Consider the following 21,176-nt stretch of genomic DNA (forward strand, 5'->3'; position numbering starts at 1 on the left):
AGAGCTTTTGTTGTCTATTTTTATACATGGTATAATTTTTAAATGTAAGATTATGGATGTATATGACTACACTATTGACGATTTAATTGTCAAATGCTCAGAGAAAATGAAAGAATCTGGATATTCTCAGAGTTGCATCAGTGTCCATACTGTAAGATGGAAATTACATGTAAAGCCATTTCTCAGTAAGAGCGGAACAAATATTTATTCACATGATTTGGGACGTAAATTTCTCATGGAAAAACTTCCGTCCTTATCACCGGCATCCCGAAAGAGATTCAAAAGGAGCATACGTATTCTTGAATCATATGTTTTGACCGGAAATATACCCAAACATACTCCGCATACTCCTACATTTCCACTAACTGGCGGTATAGGAGTTATCGCACAAGACTTTATCAATTACAAATTGAAACAACGACGGCAATTAACGACAATCGAAAATTATCGCAGATTATTATCGTATTTTATCACATCCCTAAATATTAAGGGGAAAGATAATATCACTCAAATATCGGAAAGCGATGTACTGGAGTTTTTAGGAGTAAAAGAATCGCATTATTATAGATATACTGCCATGCACCAATTTTATGACTTCATAGGCAAGTTCCATCCAGATGCTCCCAATTATTCATATTTATTTGAGTTCATCCATCATCAACCTCGTGAAAAATTGCCCATAATATACACAAGGGAAGAAGTGAAAATTATTGAGTCTTCGGTAAGCCGTAGCGGAGCTACTGGAAAGCGTACATATGCCATGCTTCTATTGGCTTCAAGACTTGGTCTTCGCATTTCCGATATCGTCGGGTTGAAATTCTATAATATAGATTGGGATAAATCCTTTATACGACTGAAACAGGCAAAGACTGGAAATCCGATAGAACTACCTCTGCTGGTGGAGGTCGGAGAAGCCGTCATAGCGTATCTTAAAGTGCGTCCTCAATGCAAATGCGATGAAGTGTTTGTGACCCATACATGTCCTATAACAAAGATGAATAGGTCTGGAGCTGCCCGACTAATATCTCAAGCCATATTGAAGAGTGGTGTTGATAATGCTGGGCGCAAACATGGTCCGCATTCAATGCGGTTTTCTCTTGCAAGCAGAATGCTTGAACAAGGTACTACCCTTCCTACAATATCTGAATCGCTCGGTCACAGCGGTCATGATGTGACCATGAATTATTTGCGGATTGATATACATGCGATAAATCGCTGTATGCTTGATGTTCCACCTGTAAAAGACGATTTTTATGAACAACAAAACGGTACATTCTTCCTATAAGAATGATTTTAAGAGCATATTTTCTCCATACATATTACGTTTTTTGGAGATGAAAGAAATGTCCGGTTCAAAACTGGACAATATATTGGCTACATTGCGTGAATTTGACCGATTTGTCTTAGCTTCCGGTTTGGAATCTGTATGTATGACACAATCTGACATAACCTTGTGGAGAAACAACATATATGGCAAAAAGGCAACAACAATATACATGAAGTTCTGTATAATCGGGCAGTTCTGCCGTTATTTGGTAAAGCTCGGCATCCCATGTTATGTTCCTGTATATCCCCGTAAGCCTAAAGAACACTATGCCCCATACATCTTTTCCAAAGAGGAGCTAGACGACATATTCAATGCGGCAGACGAATTGGAACTTACGCGGAGGGATTTTAGAGTCAAAATATTCTCAATACCGGTATTGTTAAGATTGCTGTATTCCACAGGCATGAGAATAGGAGAAGCCGCAAATCTAAAGAACAGTGATGTTGACATGGTCTCACGTTCCATTATAATACGGGATAGCAAAAATAGAAGAGAACGCCTGCTTCCTATTAACGAATCTCTGTTCAAGGTATTTGAACAATATCTTGTAAAGCGTGACAAACTGCCATTATCTGATATAAATTCTCCTGACTCTCCATTTTTGGTTTCGTTAGACGGGAAACCCTTTAAAAGAAATTCTGCGACACATTGGTTTCTGTTAATCCTTGAAAAATGCAAGATTAACTATACTCCGGGCATTGGTCCCAGAATACATGACCTCCGCCATACTTTTGCCGTGCATGCACTTAATAAACTTGCAGAGGAAGGATTGGATATGTACTGTAGCTTACCGATTCTTTCTGTAGCTATTGGGCATAAATGCGTAAGTGACACAGAATATTATCTTAGGATTACAAGTCAAGTATATCCTGATTTATCAGAGGTCACATCAAACATATCAGAATATATTTTCCCAACCATCTCTATCATGCAATAATAATGAAACAACAGACTGAATTACCATTAGCGAAGTATATCGGAACTTTCTTCTCTTCATATTTATCAGCGGAAAGGGGAGCCAGTCCACATACAATACGTTCATATGCCAATGCCATTGCTTCATATCTTGATTATATGGAAACTGTAAAAGGTATTGCGACAGAACGCATATTGACTACATCTTTTAATAAAGAAAATGTTCTTGATTTTCTTTCATGGATAGAAAATAAGAAAGGCGTATCCGTGCAGACCCGCAATCAGAGGCTGGCCGCAATGCACTCTTTATCTCGATACCTGTTACATTCAGATGTGACACATATAGACCGTTGGCAGGAGATTTTGTCTATCAAATCTAAAAGAGCACGGCTTAAACCCATGACATTCTTATCGGTAGATGGAGTTAGATTGCTCCTTAAACAAATCCCGACAGATAGTATTTATGGTAGGAGAAATCTTGCCATGTTCGCTTTGTTGTATGACACGGGAGCCCGTGTTCAAGAACTCATTTTGCTACGACCGTGTGATCTTCATCTGGAATCACCGGCATATCTTATTTTGCAGGGAAAAGGAAACAAGAACCGAGCTGTTCCCCTTCATGAAAAACAGGTTGCCATTCTTCGAAAATATATCAATGACAACAAATTATATAGGACAGAGCTTCAGACAGAGCCATTATTCAGAAATCGCAATGGAAGCAGACTTACAGGCGCAGGTGTCACATACTTGCTAATGAAATATGTGACACTGGCCCACATGAAAAATCCCGATTTAGTGCCAAAGCGAATTTCTCCTCATTGCCTACGGCATAGCAAGGCAATGCATTTGCTTCAAGCCGGAGTTAATCTAGTTTATATTAGGGATATATTAGGTCATGTTTCAATACTGACAACTGAAATATATGCCCGTGCAGACTCAAAGCAAAAAAGAGAGGCACTTGAAGCCGCCTATAAAGATGTCATACCGTCTGAAGAGTATCCCAAACCAACATGGGAATCTAACAAGTCTCTTAAAGAATGGCTCAAAAGCCTTGGAACACATACACATTGATGACTCAGAATTTATTTGTTTAAAACCTCCATGATATAATCCAACATTATCTGCGGGTCAAGGGGATGATGCCCTTTGTATAACGTCAAATGTAAATGTGGACCTGTTGAACGACCGGTCGAGCCTACAAACCCGACCGGTTCACCAGGATGTATTGCCTGTCCTTGCTTAACCAATATTGTTGACAAATGGCAGTAGATAACCGTATAGTTATCATGTTGTATGACCACATGGCAACCGCGAGACTTATCTCTCCCAACAGCAATAATTGTACCTGGAATCATAGCATATGTCTTTTCTCCCATACGGGCTTGCAGGTCTATGCCATTGTGGTGCTTTTGTCGTTTTGTGAACGGATCTATCCTAACTCCAAATTTCGATGACACATGAATGCGTTTCAAAGGCAACGAAACTTCTATTTTGTAAAACGGGACTTGATTCTTACCTACAAACTTTTCTTTTACCAAACAATTATTATCATAAGGTATATCAGTTTTGAGAGGTATAATGTCTTTATTCTTAATGGCATTACAGTTTATACTTTGGATAATGTTTTGCTTTGGATAATATGGCAGATGATTTCCATGCCAACCCTCATGTTCCTTGATGCAGGCAATGGCTTTCTCGAACAGCGAAGCCGGAATCTGCAAGGTGGCGGGAGGCGACGAACCGCCTCCCCGTGGTTGTACCACCATGCTGCTGCAACCCAGAATCAGGCATGTAGCCGTTACAATCATTCGCATATGGAACCTTTTTCTGATTTCAACACAGGCGGTCTTATAACAAGCGAATCCCTTAGCCACGGTCTTTCGGGACTGACTACAGTCCCTTCCGTGTTCTCTTCAGTCTCATCCGTCCTCTCGTTGTTGAAACTGAAACTCAGCTGGAAAAGCTGTGCCGGTTCGCTGTTGTCCTCGAAATAGATGTCTATCGTCTGCTGGTCCTCGCATTCCGAAGTATAATACAGACGGAATACCTCCCTATCCAGCGGATAGCGGTCATTGGGCAGCAGCACCATCCCGTCGTCCATACGGAGCGTACCCTTGCCGTCCGGCTGGAAGTAACGGATGGTATAGCGGGCATCGGAAAACCGGCCTTCGCGTTTGAGTTTACAGCGGACTTCCACCGTCTCACCTTTTACTATGCGGGTAGGGACAGGCATCGTTTCCACCGTAAACGGATATTCCTGCTGCACGTCCAGTTCATTGTCACAGGACACCAGGGCAAACGCCGCCAGTACCACGAGCGTTGCCGAAAAAAATGCGGCCAACGCGTTCTTTACATTTCTCTTTTTCATATTCATTTTCGTTTTAATGATTGATATTCGATTTGTTTATTCCGGATACCCGTCCATGTTTTGCAGGTACTCGTTCAAATCCTTGTACCCCTTGTACAAGGCGGAGCAGTCCTCTATTTTATTGCCGTAGCGTTTACGGAGAGCTTCCAGCGTTCTCCGTCCCGCCTCGTCCCGGTCCAGATAGCACCGGATATGTCCGTACCTGTCAAGAAAGCCATACGAGCGTTCCAACAGAGCCACCGAGTTCAGCACGAGGTAGTCGTCACCGCACCCGAGACCGAGAACCATCCACGACAGGTAGTCGATGAACCCCTCGAACAGGTTGCAGGTATCCGAACCGTTTTCCATCAGCGAGATGTCCTTTGGCGACAGGCTTCCCTTGAAGAAGCGGTTGCGCAACTCGTATCCGCCGCTGAGATTTCGGAAACCGATGGCGAAATACCGCTTGCCATGCAAGGTGTACCTTGCCTCCTCGCAGTTCGGCAATGCCACACCGCTGCAAATGCCCCGTTCTTCCAGATAGCGGAGCAAAACCTTGTTGTACAGCGGTCCGAAACGGATATCCGTCAAGCATTCCTTTTTATCGGGATTATCCTTGCCGTTCTCTTTGGGACGGAAAACCGTCTTTCTTTCCGGGGCCAGACCGCCATAAATCCTTGTGATGAAATCCACCTGTTCCTTGAAATCACGGCTGTCTGTCAGTTCCCCTGCAAGGGTGAATATATCACCGCCCCGTCCGGTCCCGAAGTCGTGCCAGACATTCTTGCGGATGTTCACCTGAAACGAGGCAGTCCGTTCCTCGCGGTACGGGGCGAGATACCGGCATTCATCCCCGCGCTGTCTTTTCGGCTCGTGTCCCAATCGCGCCAGAAAGTCCGTAATCGGGATTCCTCTTATTTCCTCCATGTTCATGGGCATTGGCAGTTAATTGATGATTATCTTGACGCCCAGCCCGAACTGAGTCGTGAACACCCCTAACGGACTGCCCCACAGGGCACGCTCACGCACATTGGCAAGCAGGACTATCCTGTCGGTAATGTAGGTTTCCAGCTCCAAAGTGAGCGCACCGCCGTAGAGGAAGGCATCACCGGCAAGAAGCCTTGAACCGTCGTGCATCATCCTGTCACCCCAATTCACCGTCTCATATCCTATAAGGGCTGAACCGCCGATGGAAAGGAACAATGTATTTGAGGGGTCGGACAGGAACTTCAGGTAATAGCCTCCCTCTGCCGTGAACTGGGCACGGGGTACGGATATGGTGCGATACTCATAATTCTTCAGCAGGTATTCCGCACCTGCCACCCAGCGGTTGGCTTTCTTCGTGTATCCCGATACCGCGAATCCGGTATAATAATTCAAAGGCCCTTTAGAACCGCCCGCAAAACCGCCACGAAGTTCCACACCCATCATTCCGGGAAGATACCGTTGGGCGTATGCCTGCCCTGAAAACAGGGCAAGCGATACGACTGCAACACACAGATAAATTACCTTACGCATAACTATTTCACTTTAAGTTTATTGATGACTTTAGCTCTCACGATGTCCTCACCCTCCACGGTGAAGGACTGATGGCGTCCGCCGCTTTTCTCGTTCAGTTCCACCACCAATACCTTGTCGGCAGGGATGGTGAACTTGTCAAACGCAAATACGGTGCGTTCCTCCTTGTTTCCTGCAACCACAGTGGCATAGTTGTAAGCCCTGAGAGGAAAAATAATATTCTCCTGAATGGCTGTACGCTTCATCACCTTCTTATCCACGATTTTGAAAGTCACGAAATCCACCTCGAAAGGCACATTGGACGAGTTCCTGATCTGCGTGTGGAAATAGAGCAGCCCGTTATGGGTATAAAGCCCGCGCAAGAGGTATTGGATGCCGAAAGCCTTGCTTCCGATATGCTTGACATGGCGTCTGTTCTCCTTGTGGATGCTCCTGTTAATCAACTGCACGAGTTTGGGCGATTCGCAACCCAACTCCTGCAAATAGATGTCAAGGGCGTTGTTCGGACGGTTCACCTTGCTGCCGTCATGGATAAAGTCTTTCATCTCCACATTGAGCAATAGCGGCTCATCAGAATATTTGACATTGAAGGTGTAAAAACTGCCGCTTTCGGTGATGACCGACATATTCGTCTCGTCACGGAAATTTTTAACCGTGGCCTTCACGCGGATAACATTCTCCGCACCGTCCGCCTTGCCTGCTATAAGGTTGGCAGAGCCGAGGTCCACATACCGCACCGCTGAGGGGAAGATGATATGCGTCGTCTTGTCATAAGTCACTTCCAGACCGTATGGCGGTATCATGCGGTCAAAGGTCAGTTTCCTGGTAAGGCCGTGATAGAGGTCGCCGTCCTCCTGCCGCGGATATACATCCGCCGTCAGTGTGACACCGTTGGTAACTGTTGCCGTTGAATCACCGGCATTCTGTGCGAAAGCACTCACTGCGCCCGTCATAAGGGCAAGCATTACAAAAATCTGTTTCATGTTCTTTGAATTTTAATTGGGTTATTGATTGTCATTCTGATAAAGCATCAGGGTATGGCCGGACTTGAGGTGTACCTTCTCCTCGCGTAGTTTCTTGGAGATGTACTGCGACACTCCCTGGATGGCTCCGCGCCCGAGTTCGGAGAGCAGCTGGTCCTTGGCCGACTGGTTGGTGATGGAGATGCTCGTGCCGAGGTTCTGTCCCATGTTGGCCGCCACCTCCTTGACCGCGCTCGCTTCCATAGACCCGGGAATGAAGATTCCGTCCTGTCCGTCGTTGTCATACACGGTGAGTTCCACCGGAATGATGATACCGTCATATTCCACCTGCACAATCCCGATATTGAGCCGCTCTCCCTGTATGCGGCTCTCTCCCGTGAGCAGGGTGTTTTTCGGAAGGACATGCTTCCCGACACGCATCGGTTCCAGCAGGCGCATCCTCACTCCCTGTCCGCTGATGACGGTCTGGTCGCCGTGGATACAGGCACGGACGGTATTCCTCATGCTCCCGGCTTCCGTGTTCCCGATTGCCGTATGAAACCGCCCCGGTTGCGACAGCCTTGCAAACAGCACGGAATCGCTGACGGGCTGCGGCAGGGACGATACCACCGGAGTGGAAACCAGCCCCACGGGAACGGCTTTCGCCTTCCCGTTCCGCGTGACCGCCTCGTTCCCCGCCTGCTTTCCGGTATTTGCACCGCCACCTCCCGGCGTGTACTTGGCGGCAAACTCGTAGGATTTCTCCAACAGGGCCACCTGCTCCTCGTAAGTCATCTGCGCGGGCTGCTGTACGGCGGCTGCCTGCTTCAGCTGCTCCACCTCGGCTTTCAACGCCTCCTTTTCGGGGTCTTCCTCCGGCTCTTGGTAGAAACTGCCCAAAGTGGCGTTGATGTCGTTATAGGCGGAGGCGGAGGATGCAAAGGCATTGCCGCGATTTCCACCGCCACGATAGGATGTGCCGCCACCCTTATACTCCGAATCCGGCACAATCTCCACAGCCACAGCCTGCGGATTCTCCTGCCTTTTTTCGTCGGCAAGGGAAGAGAAGTCTTCCAGCGTGCGCATCTTCTCTTCCTGCCTGCGCCTCATGTCAGCCTGCTCGTAGGCGGCAATCTTGTCGCCCTCTATGCCCGCACCCCTCGGGTCGGGCAGTTCGGTGTTGAAACCTGCTTTCTTAGTTTCTTCCTGCCTGTCCTCTTTCGACGGGGCGAAAATCCACCACATGCAGCCGATGAACAGCAGGAACATCCCGGCATAAACCAAGTATTTCTTGATTTCCTGCCTCTTTTTCAATGTGTTCGCGTCGTTACTCATTGCCTTGATTGTTGAATTGGTTAAAAAACTCTTCCATGTCACGCACTTTCTCATCGGAGAGCGTGTCGGCAGGAACGAAATCCGGAATATCCAGCGGGGCAATTTCGATTACCTCCTGCCGGGCATCCTCCCGTCCGATGTCGTATATGGCACGGAATATCATATAGAAATTGACTGCCGCGAATACGGTGCACAGTCCGATGACAACCGCCTTTCTCCTTTCGGGAGTCAGGCTGTCGCACAAGTCCCGCAGCTTGGCTTCTGCCAGACTTCTGATTTTCAAGATTCTCTTTCTCATACATTCAAAATGTTAACGGTCATACACTCTTATATCCTTGTTCTCCACCACGCGGAACGCCTCCATGATGAAGCCGTGCGGGTTGTTGTCGCTGCGTGTGGAGTTCAGCAGCCTGCCCCGTGTGACGAGGCTGCGCTCGGTCACGCTCTTCTCCCGGATGATGGAGAGCTTCGCGTAGGTCACAACCTCGTAAGGATAGGTGTTGAAGTCGCATTTCACGCTGTCTATCCCGATACGCTGGTTCACGTTCCCCGAAATGATCCGGTTGTAGTACCCCTGCTCCGCCAGGTCCACATAGTGGGCATACGCGGAACGGTCGCCGAGGAACATGGCCCGCTGGATATTGCTCTCAATCGCACTCTTGTCGGGAGCGAGCGTGAAGAACAGCTCGTGGAAGCGTTTTACATGCTCCCTTGCCTCCACGGGGCGGTTCTGTTCCAAGTCCTGCGAGAGGGCCAGCATCAGTGACTTACCCTCGTCCAGCACATAGATTTTCTCCCGCTGCGCCTCCGCGAAGCTGTAGGCCTTCCACACGGAGAATCCCACGAGCAGGGTACATACGCAGAGATAGGCTATCCCGAACAGGCGGAGCTGCCTGAAACTGGTCTCGATATTTTTCAATGATTTGAATTCCATTCCAATGTCGTTTTAATGTTATTACTTGATAAGTCTTCCGGCCACATTGCCCACCGCTGCACCGGCAGTACCGGCCACGACAGAGCCTGTCTTGGATGCCGTCTGGGTCACGTTCTTGCTGTAGTTGCCCGCACCGCCTCCTGCCTGGATGATCCAGTTCGCGACCGTCGGGATGGTGAAATACCCGATGATTCCGATAATAAGGAACGTGATGTACACGCCGTTGGAGCCGTCAGGGATGAAGTTCGGGTCGGCAAGCCGCTCGATGTCCTGCTGGAGCATCAGCACCTGAATCCTTGCCAGCACGCTGCTGAACAGGTCGTTGACCGGAAGCCACAGGTAGATGCTGATATAGCGGACGAACCACTGGCTGAGCGAGGCCTGGAATCCGTCCCAGCAGGAGATGGCGAAGGAGATAGGACCAAGTATCGAAAGGACTATCAGGAAGAAGGTCCTCAGTGTGTCGATAACGAGGGCGGCGGCGTTGAACATCAGCTCCAGCAGTTCGCGGAAGAAATTCTGCACCGCCTTCTTCATGTTGTACATCGCCCGGTCCACATACATCCCGCAGGCCTCAATCGCGTCCAGCGCACCAAGTTCGTCCAGCTTGTTGTCGAAGGCTTCCTTATCGACCAGATAGGCCGTTTCCGGATTGCGCTTCATCGCCTCGAACTCCAGCTTGTCCTTCTGCGCCCGGTACTCGTTCATGTCGAAGGTCTGAGACTCCAATATCGTGTGCGTACCCTTTACTATGGGCGACATGACACTGTTCAGCGTGCCCAGCACGAGTGTCGGGAAGAACATGATGCACAGCCCCAAAGCAAAGGGACGGAGAAGAGGAAAGACATCTACAGGCTCGGCTCTTGCCAATGACTGCCACACGCGGTAAGCCACGTAGAACAGGGCTCCCAATCCTGCAAGGCCCTTGGCGACACCGGTCATCTGCGAGCAGAGCGGCATCATGTCCGTGTACAGGTTCTGCAAAATCTGATGCAGGTTGTCGAAATTTATTGCCAGCAATACCATAAGCATTCGGATTCAGGATTACCAATAACGCTCATGGGGTGAGCCGTAAAGAGCCATCACACGATCAATGTCGTTCTGCTTCTTGGCACGCAGGTAGGACACGCCGATGTTCTTGTTGGTGTAATACTGCACCAGACTCCGGTACTGGAGCATGTCGGTGTAGCACCGGTCGATGATATCCATGCGCTCCTTGTCGTTCATCGACAGCCCGTTCTCGTTGACCACCGTCTTCAGGTCATTCAGCAGGTGTGCGCTCTCTTCCAGCAGCTTGGTGTAGCCGAGGGCTATCGCGCTCAGTTCCTCCGGCGTGAAGTACGGGTCGCTGAGCATCCGCTCGAAGCTGTTCACGTAGATGTCCGTGATGTCGCCCACCATCAGGATGGTCTGCTGCACCTTGCGGGCGTCGCGGACAAGGTTCTTCACCTTGCGGAGCCCGTCATAGAACTCCTTTCCCTGCTGGTAGATCTTGACGGTTTCCTGAAAATTTTTCACCATATTCGTGGCCGTCGTAGATGTCTGCACGATGTTTTTCGCGGCATTGATGATGCCCTGTGCGAGATTGGTCGGGTCTGTCACGACCCACTGCGCCTTTGCCGTGAGGCTGAAGAAGAAGCAGCCCATACACAGCACTAAAACTTTTACTTTCATAAATCTACTTTTTTAATGATGAATAATCTGATTGTTGTTTCGATGGGAAATCAAAGTCCCATTTTCCGCCCTTTGGACAGCGGGTTACGGAGAATTGTCCGATGGGACTGTTTCGGGCGGTTCTCCTTCGCCACATCTTCCGTTTTGCGTTTGAGAGAAGCGAACAGCTCGTCGGCATACGGCCTTCGACCTGTCATCCTGACGAAACGGGCATCCAGTTCACGGTACGCCTTTTCCGCCTGACGGGAGCATTCCTCCGGGGAATCCTTTTTGTCGATGCCGTACCTGACAAGAAAAGCGGGACTGATGTGAAGGATGTCATGGACTGCATCCGGCATGGCGGCTATCTGTCCCAACTTCTGCAAATCCTCGTTCAGCTTGTCAAGGTATTCTGCCGGAGGATGGGGACAGACCGTTTCAAAGACTTTCTCAACGGCATGTGTCAGCCTTGCATCCACTTCTAAAATATCGGGAACTTCCCCCGCTTCCCTTTTACGGTTATACACATCGGAGTCCATATCCTCAAGTTGATGATACAGCCGGTAATCTTCCGAGAATCCATAATAGTCCTGTATGGACTGCGGAATGTTCCAGTTCTGCATCAGGGACCAATAGAGGGCCGATATGACCTCCCTGCGTTTACCTTCGTCTGATTCCAAATTACTGTACATGATTATTGGTGTTTAACGGTTGATAAAATGGATTACTTTTCACGCTTGCTTTCCGCCAGCTGCTTGATGGCAAGCTCGATATTGCCGCCGAGTTTCTCCGTAAGCCGCATAAGTTCAAGCTTTTCGGTCTCCTCTGTCGTGTAACAATAATACTCCTCAAGCGACACCTCGGTGGCATAGACCGCCGACTGCGAACCGCCCAGACCGACCCAGACTTCCTTATATTTTCGGGAAGGGTTGTTCGCCATGTTGATGGAGAGTATCTGCGCACGCTCCTTGTCGGTCAGGCCGAGCAACGCCTGTATCTCATCGAACTTGTTGACATATTTTCTCTGGTCGAGAAGAATCTTGCAGTCGGAATTGTTGATGATGGTCCCCTTGACAATGGAAGACGAGATGATGTCCTCGACCTCCTGAGTGACCACCACCGCCTCGCCGAAAAACTTGCGGACCGTCTTGAAGAGATAGCGTAAATACTCCGCCATGCCCTCCTTGCTGATGGCCTTCCAAGCTTCCTCCAACAATATCATCTTGCGGATGCCTTTCAATTTCCTCATCTTGTTGATGAAGGTTTCCATGATGATGATGGTGACAATCGGGAACAGTACCTTGTTGTCCTTGATGTTGTCCAACTCGAAGACAATGAATCGTTTATTCAACAAGTCAAGCTGTTTGTCCGAGTTGAGAAGGAAGTCATATTCCCCACCACGGTAATACGGTTCAAGCACATTCAGGAAACCCCACACGTCAAAATCCTTCTCACGGGTACGCTTCTCCCTCAGAATATCCTGGTACTCGTCACGGATGAACTCGTAGAAGGTGTTGAAGGAGGGCCTGATGCTGTTGTCCCTGCGGATATTCTCTAAAAAGAGGTTCACCGCGTTGGATAGCGCCACCTCCTCAGCCCTTGTCGGCGGCTCGTCGTCACGCTTCCACAAGGTGAGGATGAGCGTCTTGATGGACTCCTTCTTCTCGATGTCAAAAACACCGTCCTCCACATAGAATGGATTGAAGGCAATCGGATCGTTTTCCTCGTAAGTGAAATAAATCCCGTCCTCGCCGTGTGTCCGGGCATGGATAAGGTTGCAAAGCCCCTGATAGGAGTTTCCCGTATCCACCAATAGCACATGCGTTCCCTGCTCGTAATACTGGCGCACCATGTGGTTGGTAAAGAAAGACTTGCCTGAGCCGGACGGTCCGAGGATAAATTTATTCCGGTTCGTTATCGTGCCGTTCTTCATGGGCAAATCGGAAATATCCAGATGGACGGGCTTTCCGGTCAGCCTGTCAACCATGCGGATGCCGAACGGGGAAAGCGAATCCTTGTAAGAGGTCTCACCGATGAACAGACACAAGGCCTGCTCGATGAAGGTGTAGAAACTTTCCTCCGCAGGAAAATCACCTGCATTGCCGGGTATCGCCGCCCAGAACAATGTCGGCACATCCACCGTATTGTGTCGTGGCTTCGCCTCCATCAATGCCAACTGACTGCCGACATCATTCTTAATACGCTTGAGCTTTTCGCGGTCGTCACTCCAAGCCATCACATTGCAGTGGGCACGGATGGAGGTCAGTCCCTTGCTGTGCGCCTCGTTCAGATACTCCTCGATCCATTCCCGGTTTATCTGGTTGGAACGGCTGTAGCGGGAAAGCGAGTGCATGTTCCTCGCCGTCTGCTCGAACTTCCGCAGGTTCTCCGCCGAATCGTCGATGAAGAGGTACTGGTTCACCACATGGTTGCAGGTGAGCAGTATCCCTATCGGAGCGGCAAATGACAGGCGGCAGTCGCTTCGGTCGGTGGATAAACGCTCGTAGCGTGTGTCTGTCGCCACGCCCGACGGCAGGTCTTCCGGATCGGAAAGGGTATGCAGGCAGAGGTAGTTGTCGCCCACCTTCATTTCCCCCGCTCCGAGCGAGAGGTCCTGCAAGCAGGCGGTGTTCTCCTGCGAGAGCGAGAAATACTTCTCGATGATACCGGCCGAAGTGTCCGTCCCGGTTATCTCCTCATCCGTCAGGCGCGTGATGCGGAGCAGGCCGCTGTCGTTCACGATACGCTCGAACTGCCCGCAGCTTTCCAAAAAACGGGTGACGGTTTCCTTGTCCTGCATCTCCCTGGGGATGATGAATCCCCGTGTCAGGGCGTTGAAACTGCTGGTCGTGCGGCTGTGCTCCCTCGTGGTCTTGGTCAGGAACAGGTAGCAGGTGTGCTGCAAGTAAGGACGCTCGTTGAAGTGCCGCTCGAAACTGCGGCTCAGGAAACTGAGGTCGTCCTTGCAGATGTCCGGCTTGTAGCTCTCCTCCACGAAGAAGTCCTGCTTGTGCACGATGCTGTAGTTCGGCAGCACCTTGACCGCTTTCGCCCATGTGGAATGGATGGCCTCGTACTCCGTCCTCGTGAGCGTGAAGAGTTCGGGCAGCTCCACCCTGTAGGCCGCGGTGATGTCCGCATCCTTGCTGATGATGCAGCCGTTCTCCACGGCGAGCAGCGGGAACTTGCTCTCCAGCGTGGCTGTCTTCATTACATTTCTCATACGCTTCTTTTTTTAGAGGTTAGGGAAAACAACCGAAGAAATCTTCTCCGGTTGATGATGTAGCGGGGATGCCTGCGCAACGCCTGGAGCTTCATCAGCCCCCATTCGCCGTACTTCGCGTTCATGCGGAAGGTCGCCCACACGAGCACCGAGGCGGCGATGACACCGAAACCGATGCAGACCCACTGGCCGATGCCTGCCATGTACATGATGACGAACACCACGAACAGGGCGAGCAGACCTCCGGCGAAAACGAACAGGTACTGGCTCTTGAGTCCCTTGAACTCCGGGCTGCGACCGATCCCCTTGTTAACAGGATATTCCGCCATACTACAGGAAGAATGAGCGTAAGATGGTGGCCGCGACAATCAGGAAAATACACGCCCCGAACCAGCTGGCGGCGGTCTTCGAGGTGTCCGGGTCGCCGGACGAGAACTTGGAATATACCTTCACGCCACCGATAAGGCCGACTACGGCACCGATAGCGTAAATCAACTTGGTGCCGGGGTCAAAATAGCTTGTGACCATATTGGTCGCTTCGGTGATACCGCCGATACCGTTACCCTGGGCGAAAGCCCCCACTGAAACCAGCAGCGTCATGACTGCCGAAAAGAATCTTTTTTTCATGTGTCGAAACATTTAATTAGTGAGACAAAAAATCATTTCGACAGCGAATATATAGCGTTTAATTTATTGATTTACAAACCTTACGACCTATGACACCGTATGTCATCACGTTACATCGGGAGGGGATTTTGAGCCAATCAAAAAAGGCTTTTTCCAGCAACGGGGACAAGAAAACGAGGATAAGGGGAAAGCCGGCATTTCATTTCTTCCGGCAAAGGTCGTCCCGTGTCCTGACGGATCGGGCAAGGCGGCCCTGCGGGCTGGTTGCCGTGAAATAATCATCCTCGCTTCGCTTGCGGTATTTTTTCACGGCAAGCCTTGCGCAATCCCGGACCGGGACGGTAAGGCCTGCATGAAATAAAATACCGTTCGGATTGACGGTACAGGTCAAACATTAAATTTTCAATGGTATGGAAGCAAAAAACAATCTGGCAGTGGCATTCACGGGACACCGCAAGGAACGTATCCTGCAAGGAAACGGGAACAATCTCTTGACACTTGCACAAATCAAGGATGCAGTGGTGGAAATGGTAACGGAATTGTATGGTAAAGGATATAAGGCATATTATACCGGAATGGCCAATGGCTTTGACATGATAGCTGCGGAAGCGGTCTTGCAGGTCCGGGAAGAATACGGGGATATCGTGCTAATAGCGGCAGTACCCTTCAGGAAACAGCCCTTGTGGTTCGATGCGGAAGACCAGCTGCTGTATGCCCGTCTGCTGGAAAGGACGAACCGGGTGGTGATGGTTTCCGAGAACTACCATAAAGGCTGCTACCTTCGCAGGGACGAATACATGGTACGCAAGGCTGATATGATTATAGCGTACTGGGATCATGTTCCGGATGGAGGCACTTTCTACACGATGAACAAGGCACTGGAAAGCGGAAAACCGGTCATCAATCTTTATGAAAGGATGAAATAGCGGAAATCGGTCTGTCTGTATAGAACGGAAAAGCGCAGTCTGAAAGCCGGCGGCTTTCAGACTGCGCCTCATTCCATGCGCGATGCCTATTCCGCAGAATCGGAAGAGAGCGCACGCTGTTTTCTCCGTTCCTCCTTTTTCTCTTTTTGCAGCTTTTTCTTGGCTTCCATTTCCGCCATAATCTGTTTCAGAGGCTTGACCGTTTCCGGTTCCTCACGCTTGAACCGCTTGAAATAGATGCTTTCGATAAACTGCGGAAGCGGAGCTTTCCAGGACTCCTGTCTGTGGTTGTCTATCTTGCCGAGCTTGTCGGGATTCAGTCCCAATTCACGGGCCATCTGGACCTGTTTATCCGATAGCCGGTGACGCTTCTGCGCCACCATCCATTTTTCCAATATCGCTTTTGTCACTGCCATACTACATCGTTCATTTTTTTGCAAAGATAGGAAGCCTGCCATATAATAAAGGTATGGATACCTGAAATTTTCCGGTGGAATCTTCTGAAAGTGAAAAAGGCACACCGATATCACATCGGCATGCCTCCAAAAACTATGACTACAAAAAGAAACAATCAAACGAATTTGCCTATATCGAAAGCCTCCTTTTTCTTGGATGTGGACTTTCGTCTTGTCAACGGTCTGCCCGTATCATCCAGACATTCACTGAGCAATTGATTTACTTTTTCCTGATTGCTCAATTTGTCTGTAAGAAAAGAGAGTATAACCGTCTCCTGCATCTTATGGTGTATGGTCGAAGCTGCACGGATGGCTTTCTGTTCATCAGGATTTTCTGACATCAGCACCTCCGCCACATTGCTTATATCCTCGAATGTCATGGCCGTGACAAATTCCGGATCCGGTTCGGAGTCCACGGGAGCCATCAGTTCACGCTTATCCTCATCGGTCAGTCTTTTATCATCTTGCCGAAAATTATCCTCCACATCATCCGTGCGTATTTCCTCATCTTCCTCTATGGGTTCTTTTTTCAAAGGTTCTGAGCGTGTAGGGGTTTTCCTTGCCACTTCCGGATCTTCCAGATAGACAATCTTTGTTTTGCCTATTACATCATCGCCATTGGCAGGAGAAGATGCCTCCATTTCAGTTCCTTGCCCAACTGTATCCGGCAGCGGTTCCCGGAACTGTTTTTTGCTGTGCCTCGTCTTACGGCCGGCATTCCGTGCTTTTTCGGCCATACGCTTTTTACGATATTCCCATAACCAGATACGGACAATACGCATCCGATGATAAAGCCTGTCCCATACCTCGTACATTTTCTGACCGAAAATGAATGACCACAAATGCCACAATATAAAAATCGCACAGGCAATCTTTATTAGAAAATAGAGTGCTGCTTCCATAATTACAAAGGTTTATTGATACATTCCGTGTATAATGCCGACATCTCTTTCTCGTGTTTTTTCAGATGCTCATCTATAATCCTGCTTATAAAACCTGACATGGATGTATCCGGAGAAACAACAGACAAAAACCGTTTGATATAGGTATAACTGTCCCTGTTTATATATACCTGTATTCGATTACCGAGCGGATAAGTTATCAGATATGCAATCTGATACGATACCTTTTCTGAATTTTCTTTTGGAAGACTATCGGCATACTCTTCAATGACGGATGAAAAACTTCGTGCCGGCTCTATTGCAGGGTTTATCCGGTCTGAAGTTTCATACGAGGTGACCTGGACGGCTTTCGCTGTCTTGTTGTTCTTACGCAGTTTCTTGTAAATGAACAATCCCAATCTGTAGGCTGTGTAAATGCAGCAGCCTATGGCTGCGACTTGAAAAATAATCTGTGTCATGACTAAAACGGTTTTAATGGTTTATAATATTCTTTGTTGTACAATTCATTGATCTCCTCCCAATGCTGTTGGATATGCTCCACGAGGATATTGCTTATATACCCGGATATGCTCATATTCGGGGCAATGACCGGAAGGAAACGCTTGATACATTCGGCTACCTCACGATTTATATAGACATGGGAACGGTTGGATGCCGGAATATTGACCAGATACCTTTCCCTATAGCTACCCGTTTCCTCTTTCTTTTTCCGGGGCTTTGCAGCAACCGTTTTCTCTGAAGGGGCTTCGGCAGGTTCTGTAATGGGAGGCACTTCCGTTTCCGGCTGTTCCGTACTTTCTTCTTTGGGCTTCTCTCTGCCGAAGATGGGTATGTCCCCGACAATGATATTCTTGAGGACATCCTCATTCACTTCAACTTTTTTCTTTGTCATGACTGTACCAGTTTAAGTTTGACGATAAGTTCTTCCGCCAATTCCGCAATACCGCTTCCTTCCAGCTGCCTGGCAGGAGGCGGCAGCATGGTACAGCGGAAAAAGGCGCGTTTGCAATGGGTGATTTCTTTCTCGTAGCGGCACAAGTCGGGAAGCGTACTGTCAAGAACGGTCAGGTGCAGTTCCCGCATGACTTCCGAGTATGATTTGAAGACTTCCACGTTAGTACGCTTTTTCAGCCTGTTCCAAAAGAAGATGATATCCTTGAGCGGCACATCCTTCGTGTTTCTGACATAATCGAGTACCGTAGTGGAAAAAGCAAGCGTACTCTGCATGATGATAAGATCCGGCGTGGTAGGTGTCAGGACATAATCCATGTTGACGATAGTGCGGAATACCCCTGTGGATTCCACCGTACCGGGCAAGTCCACAAAAATCAGGTCATAATCTCCGTTTGCGGCAAGCTCGTCCGCCGCCTCTCTCGCTTTTTCCGCAGTGGCTCCTACAATAGGATAGGCTTTCTTCTTTACACGCTCCCATTGCTGGTTCAACAGCTGCTGGTAATAGGCATTGTTGGCGGCGGCTTTTTTGTCCCGTTCCCTCATGCGCACAAGGCTGTGCTGGGGAGAGTCACAATCAATGATTGCCACGTTCAGGTTTTTCTCGAAATGGAGGTAGCTGGAAAGCACCACTGTCAAGGCTGATTTTCCGACCCCTCCCTTTTGGTTGCTGACAGCAACGAATAAAGGTTCTTTGCTCATAATCTTAACTTTTTAGTTTGTTATTGAATAAATGTCTGTCTTATCCATCCGTCAATCCGTGAACGCTTCTTTCCAACCGACTGCCGGACACTGCATCCGTTATCGGATTTATCCATCATTCCAACCGATAGTGTATCCGTTATCGTATCCGACTTTCCGTCAATGGCCGGTCTGTTGGTCATGACATTCCGATAACCGTCATATCCGACATTGTTTCCACTATTCCGACCGCTAACGGAAGCATCCGACAATATGACCATTATTCCATTATCGGAAGCCCGGTTCCATCCGTTCACGCTGCAAATAAAAAGGTAATTTTTCATACCGTCACCATGTTTCAAGGGAGGTGACGACCTGTGTCACCATTTGTCATCACGTTACATATAACTAGCTATTTCACAGTAATATATACCGCCATAACTTTGCTGTCGAGAACGAAATGGATGTCGCGGAGGGGTAATCCCGAAGCCGAAGAATGAGGCTGAAGGTCAAAACACAATTTGACGAAGGAAAATTCATGTTCAAGTGAACATAGCAAGTTGTGTTTTGAGGCACCCGAAATGAATTCGGGCACTCAAAACAACTTGCCGCTCGCCTGCCGGCTCAGGGTGGGATTCACTCCAAAGTCGTGAATCCATGACGGAAGATCAGAAACAAAAAACATCAATGCGTATGGAAGAAAACAAGAACAGAAAAACAAGAAAAGGTGTAGGGCGGAAACCGAAAACCGACCCTGCCGTGTACCGTTATGTGGTGCGGCTAAACTCGGAAGAGAACGTAAAGTTCGATATCCAGTTTCAAAAATCGGGACTGAGGGAACGCTCCAAATTCATCAAGGCAATGATTTTCGGAAAGGAAATCAAGGTGGTCAGAATCGACAAGGCGACGATGGACTACTATGTCCGCCTTACCAATTTCTACCACCAGTTCCAGGCCATCGGCAACAACTACAACCAGACGGTCAAGGCAATCAAGAACAATTTCGGGGAGAAACGGGCATACGCCCTGCTCCGCAATCTGGAAAAGACGACCATAGATCTGGTGGTGCTGAGCAAGCGGATCATCATGCTGACCCATGAGTTTGAGGAAACCTACCTTATCAAAAAGCAGAGGGAGGAGGAATGACATGGTGGCGAAAATCAACAGGGGCGCCTCGCTCTATGGGGCTGTCATCTACAACCAGCAGAAAGTGGACGACTCCACGGCACGCATCATTTCGGGCAACCGCATGATTGCCGATGTCACGGGTAATCCGGAGCAGGTCATGAGGAACACGCTTTGGGCATTCGAGAACTACCTGCTCGCCAACAAGAATACGGAAAAGCCCATACTGCATATATCCCTTAATCCTTCTGTGGACGACAAACTGACCGATAGCCAGTTTGCGGATTTGGCAAGGGAGTATATGCAACGCATGGGCTACGGCGACCAGCCTTACATCGTGTATATCCACGAGGACATAGACCGCAGGCATATCCATATCGTTTCCACCTGCGTGAACGAGAAAGGGGAAAAGATAGATGACGCCTACGAGTGGAATCGCTCGATGAAAGCCTGCCGGGAACTGGAACGCAAGTTCGGACTGAAGCAGGTGGAGGACAAACGCAGGGAAATGTTGGAACCATATCTGAAAAAAGCAGACTATCAGAATGGCGATGTAAAGCAACAAGTTTCCAACATCCTCAAGAGCGTGTTCTCCACTTACCGCTTTCAGTCATTCGGGGAGTACAGCGCGTTGCTGTCCTGCTTCAACATCGAGGCGAAGCAGGTCAGGGGCGAATTTGAAGGGACGCCTTACAACGGCATTGTCTATACCATGACAGACGATACAGGCAAGCCGGTATGTACGCCCATCAAGTCCTCCCTTATCGGAAAACGCTTTGGCTATGAAGGACTGGAAAAGCGTATCGGATTCAATGCCCGTGAATACAAGGACAAGAAATGGCAGCCCAAGATACGGAACGGTGTCGCACTCGCCATGCACGGCTGCCGGGGCAACCGGGAGGACTTCATCCGCCTGCTCAACAGGCAGGGAATAGACGTGGTATTCCGTGAAAATAATGAAGGCCGCATTTACGGTGCTACTTTCATCGACCACAAGAACAGGGAGGTGTATAACGGCTCGCGGCTCGGAAAGGAGTTCTCGGCAAATGCCTTTGAACGATTGTTCAATGGGCCGAACAATATTCCTGACTTGGATGCTCCCACACCGGAAATCAGCAGGCAAAGCAGTTTCTCTGCCGACATGGAAAACGCCATCGGGCAGGCTTTCGGAATCTTCGATTTTGAAGCCAATGGTCCCGACCCGCAGGAAGAGGCTCTCGCACGCAGGCTGCAACGCAAGAAGAAAAAGAAACGCCGCTCACGGGGTATCTCCTGAAAACAGTATTCATTCACCA

26 protein-coding genes are annotated in these 21,176 nt (G+C 49.0%); 6 read left to right on the forward strand and 20 right to left on the reverse strand.

All coding sequences use genetic code 11. From position 1 onward, the window contains the following. The first annotated feature begins 106 nt into the window (after positions 1 to 106). Genes DW103_RS08305 through DW103_RS08315 form a run of 3 tightly spaced genes read left to right on the forward strand, consistent with a single transcriptional unit; the run spans position 107 to position 3,313 of the window. The gene (locus tag DW103_RS08305) at positions 107 to 1,285 is read left to right on the forward strand and encodes a site-specific integrase (protein WP_158576678.1); all 1,179 of its coding nucleotides are present in this window, start codon (positions 107 to 109) and stop codon (positions 1,283 to 1,285) included. Then, positions 1,254 to 2,264 carry a tyrosine-type recombinase/integrase gene (locus DW103_RS08310; RefSeq protein WP_118161561.1) on the forward strand — a complete coding sequence of 337 codons (1,011 nt, stop codon included), beginning with the start codon at positions 1,254 to 1,256 and terminating at the stop codon, positions 2,262 to 2,264. The genes DW103_RS08305 and DW103_RS08310 overlap by 32 nt, the downstream gene beginning before the upstream one ends. A gap of 2 nt (positions 2,265 to 2,266) precedes the next feature. After that, on the forward strand, positions 2,267 to 3,313 hold the full coding sequence (locus tag DW103_RS08315) for a tyrosine-type recombinase/integrase (protein ID WP_118161562.1): 1,047 nt from the start codon (positions 2,267 to 2,269) through the stop codon (positions 3,311 to 3,313). Positions 3,314 to 3,324: 11 nt separating this feature from the next. On the opposite strand, the gene DW103_RS08320 is transcribed toward DW103_RS08315, so the two are convergent. Genes DW103_RS08320 through DW103_RS08385 form a run of 14 tightly spaced genes read right to left on the reverse strand, consistent with a single transcriptional unit; the run spans position 3,325 to position 14,841 of the window. Next, a complete protein-coding gene (locus DW103_RS08320; protein ID WP_122275179.1) occupies positions 3,325 to 4,056 on the reverse strand; it encodes a M23 family metallopeptidase in 732 nt (243 codons plus the stop codon). Beyond that, positions 4,047 to 4,610, reverse strand: a complete 564-nt coding sequence (locus tag DW103_RS08325) for a DUF3872 domain-containing protein (RefSeq protein WP_117984097.1) — start codon at positions 4,608 to 4,610, stop codon at positions 4,047 to 4,049. The genes DW103_RS08320 and DW103_RS08325 overlap by 10 nt, the downstream gene beginning before the upstream one ends. A gap of 36 nt (positions 4,611 to 4,646) precedes the next feature. Beyond that, positions 4,647 to 5,522, reverse strand: coding sequence for a toprim domain-containing protein (locus DW103_RS08330; RefSeq protein WP_004318927.1), 876 nt, complete (start codon positions 5,520 to 5,522; stop codon positions 4,647 to 4,649). 12 nt (positions 5,523 to 5,534) lie between these two features. Further along, complete coding sequence (locus DW103_RS08335; protein ID WP_122275180.1) at positions 5,535 to 6,107, reverse strand: conjugal transfer protein TraO; 573 nt, start codon at positions 6,105 to 6,107, stop codon at positions 5,535 to 5,537. A 2-nt stretch (positions 6,108 to 6,109) separates the two neighbouring features. Then, positions 6,110 to 7,090, reverse strand: a complete 981-nt coding sequence (gene traN / locus DW103_RS08340) for a conjugative transposon protein TraN (RefSeq protein ID WP_122275181.1) — start codon at positions 7,088 to 7,090, stop codon at positions 6,110 to 6,112. Positions 7,091 to 7,111: 21 nt separating this feature from the next. Further along, on the reverse strand, positions 7,112 to 8,404 hold the full coding sequence (gene traM / locus DW103_RS08345) for a conjugative transposon protein TraM (protein WP_004318933.1): 1,293 nt from the start codon (positions 8,402 to 8,404) through the stop codon (positions 7,112 to 7,114). Continuing rightward, entirely contained in the window at positions 8,397 to 8,702 is a 306-nt protein-coding gene (locus tag DW103_RS08350; protein WP_117984081.1) for a TraL conjugative transposon family protein, read from the reverse strand. The genes traM and DW103_RS08350 overlap by 8 nt, the downstream gene beginning before the upstream one ends. Positions 8,703 to 8,714: 12 nt before the next feature. Then, positions 8,715 to 9,338: a conjugative transposon protein TraK gene (gene traK / locus DW103_RS08355; RefSeq protein WP_004318935.1), complete on the reverse strand. Its 624-nt coding sequence runs from the start codon at positions 9,336 to 9,338 to the stop codon at positions 8,715 to 8,717. A 21-nt stretch (positions 9,339 to 9,359) separates the two neighbouring features. After that, complete coding sequence (gene traJ, locus DW103_RS08360) at positions 9,360 to 10,364, reverse strand: conjugative transposon protein TraJ (protein ID WP_122275182.1); 1,005 nt, start codon at positions 10,362 to 10,364, stop codon at positions 9,360 to 9,362. An 18-nt stretch (positions 10,365 to 10,382) separates the two neighbouring features. Beyond that, positions 10,383 to 11,012, reverse strand: a complete 630-nt coding sequence (locus DW103_RS08365) for a DUF4141 domain-containing protein (protein WP_004318938.1) — start codon at positions 11,010 to 11,012, stop codon at positions 10,383 to 10,385. Positions 11,013 to 11,062: 50 nt separating this feature from the next. Beyond that, a complete protein-coding gene (locus tag DW103_RS08370; RefSeq protein ID WP_004318939.1) occupies positions 11,063 to 11,683 on the reverse strand; it encodes a hypothetical protein in 621 nt (206 codons plus the stop codon). 32 nt (positions 11,684 to 11,715) lie between these two features. Further along, positions 11,716 to 14,214: a TraG family conjugative transposon ATPase gene (locus DW103_RS08375; protein ID WP_004318940.1), complete on the reverse strand. Its 2,499-nt coding sequence runs from the start codon at positions 14,212 to 14,214 to the stop codon at positions 11,716 to 11,718. Further along, positions 14,211 to 14,543 (reverse strand): DUF4133 domain-containing protein, encoded by a 333-nt coding sequence (locus DW103_RS08380; RefSeq protein ID WP_044917638.1) that lies wholly within the window; start codon positions 14,541 to 14,543, stop codon positions 14,211 to 14,213. The genes DW103_RS08375 and DW103_RS08380 overlap by 4 nt, the downstream gene beginning before the upstream one ends. Position 14,544: 1 nt before the next feature. Continuing rightward, positions 14,545 to 14,841 (reverse strand): DUF4134 domain-containing protein, encoded by a 297-nt coding sequence (locus DW103_RS08385; protein WP_004318941.1) that lies wholly within the window; start codon positions 14,839 to 14,841, stop codon positions 14,545 to 14,547. Positions 14,842 to 15,251: 410 nt separating this feature from the next. Here DW103_RS08385 and DW103_RS08390 point away from each other — a divergent pair, with 410 nt between their 5' ends. Next, positions 15,252 to 15,767, forward strand: coding sequence for an SLOG family protein (locus DW103_RS08390; protein ID WP_004318942.1), 516 nt, complete (start codon positions 15,252 to 15,254; stop codon positions 15,765 to 15,767). An 86-nt stretch (positions 15,768 to 15,853) separates the two neighbouring features. Here DW103_RS08390 and DW103_RS08395 read toward each other — a convergent pair whose 3' ends face one another. From DW103_RS08395 to DW103_RS08420, 6 genes are all read right to left on the reverse strand, one after another. After that, complete coding sequence (locus DW103_RS08395) at positions 15,854 to 16,183, reverse strand: hypothetical protein (RefSeq protein WP_004318943.1); 330 nt, start codon at positions 16,181 to 16,183, stop codon at positions 15,854 to 15,856. 155 nt (positions 16,184 to 16,338) lie between these two features. After that, positions 16,339 to 17,124 carry a DUF4122 family protein gene (locus DW103_RS08400; protein ID WP_117984083.1) on the reverse strand — a complete coding sequence of 262 codons (786 nt, stop codon included), beginning with the start codon at positions 17,122 to 17,124 and terminating at the stop codon, positions 16,339 to 16,341. Positions 17,125 to 17,126: 2 nt separating this feature from the next. Further along, the gene (locus tag DW103_RS08405) at positions 17,127 to 17,582 is read right to left on the reverse strand and encodes a DUF3408 domain-containing protein (RefSeq protein WP_004318945.1); all 456 of its coding nucleotides are present in this window, start codon (positions 17,580 to 17,582) and stop codon (positions 17,127 to 17,129) included. 2 nt (positions 17,583 to 17,584) lie between these two features. Further along, positions 17,585 to 18,016, reverse strand: coding sequence for a DUF3408 domain-containing protein (locus DW103_RS08410; RefSeq protein WP_004318946.1), 432 nt, complete (start codon positions 18,014 to 18,016; stop codon positions 17,585 to 17,587). After that, positions 18,013 to 18,777, reverse strand: a complete 765-nt coding sequence (locus DW103_RS08415; RefSeq protein ID WP_004318947.1) for an AAA family ATPase — start codon at positions 18,775 to 18,777, stop codon at positions 18,013 to 18,015. The genes DW103_RS08410 and DW103_RS08415 overlap by 4 nt, the downstream gene beginning before the upstream one ends. Before the next feature lie 20 nt (positions 18,778 to 18,797). Then, positions 18,798 to 19,100 carry a hypothetical protein gene (locus tag DW103_RS08420; RefSeq protein WP_117984084.1) on the reverse strand — a complete coding sequence of 101 codons (303 nt, stop codon included), beginning with the start codon at positions 19,098 to 19,100 and terminating at the stop codon, positions 18,798 to 18,800. A gap of 343 nt (positions 19,101 to 19,443) precedes the next feature. Between DW103_RS08420 and mobA the strand changes: the two genes are divergently transcribed. Beyond that, positions 19,444 to 19,902: a conjugal transfer protein MobA gene (gene mobA / locus DW103_RS08425; RefSeq protein ID WP_034522587.1), complete on the forward strand. Its 459-nt coding sequence runs from the start codon at positions 19,444 to 19,446 to the stop codon at positions 19,900 to 19,902. Position 19,903: 1 nt separating this feature from the next. Beyond that, positions 19,904 to 21,157: a conjugal transfer protein MobB gene (gene mobB / locus DW103_RS08430; protein ID WP_004318955.1), complete on the forward strand. Its 1,254-nt coding sequence runs from the start codon at positions 19,904 to 19,906 to the stop codon at positions 21,155 to 21,157. Positions 21,158 to 21,176 lie beyond the last annotated feature (19 nt).

Origin of the sequence: Parabacteroides sp. AM08-6 (assembly GCF_003473295.1) — a bacterium.
GTDB lineage: Bacteria > Bacteroidota > Bacteroidia > Bacteroidales > Tannerellaceae > Parabacteroides.